We start from the raw sequence: 516 nt of genomic DNA, 5'->3' as shown, positions 1-516 counted from the left end.
TGCTTACCTAATCCTACCGTATCAAACTCATCTTTGAATTGCTTCTTTTTAACTCCCAATAGTTTTAAAACCTTATTTAGACTGCCTTTGTTAAAATCTCCAACAAAAACTCTTTTACCATTTTCCCAAACAACCCCTAGATGACCACCTTGTCCACCAAAAAATTCAGATTCTACATAAGCCACTTTTGCTTCATTGATTTTTGAAAGAATTTGCTTTTCTACATGATCACTAAAAAGTTCAAACCTGAACACTCCCGGGCTTGGAGTCATTTGATTAATTTCATCATATAATTCCTCTGTCATTAAGATCATAGAAATTCCTTGCTCTAATTCTACGAGATTTGCTTTGGTATATGCTTTTATAATTAACCGTAGATTTTCGCTTTTTGCTATAAATGCCCTTAAAAAATATCCCATTTTAATTTTTAATCAGATTATATACCACATATAGCTTATTTGGATTTCATATATGAATCAAAATTTTGAATATAATCTTCTAAATTTTCTTCAAGCA

1 protein-coding gene is annotated in these 516 nt (G+C 30.4%); it reads right to left on the bottom strand.

Features of this window, described 5'->3' with window-relative positions:
• Window positions 1–419, bottom strand: a 419-nt coding sequence (locus ACXAGJ_RS24645; RefSeq protein WP_474843843.1) for a hypothetical protein, incomplete at its 3' end; no start/stop codon positions are given.
• Window positions 420–516 lie beyond the last annotated feature (97 nt).

This window comes from Aquimarina sp. AWH4_224 (genome assembly GCF_056160245.1).
The sequence above is the reverse complement of the archived record's forward strand: the minus strand, read 5'-3'. Positions and strand labels throughout refer to the sequence as shown.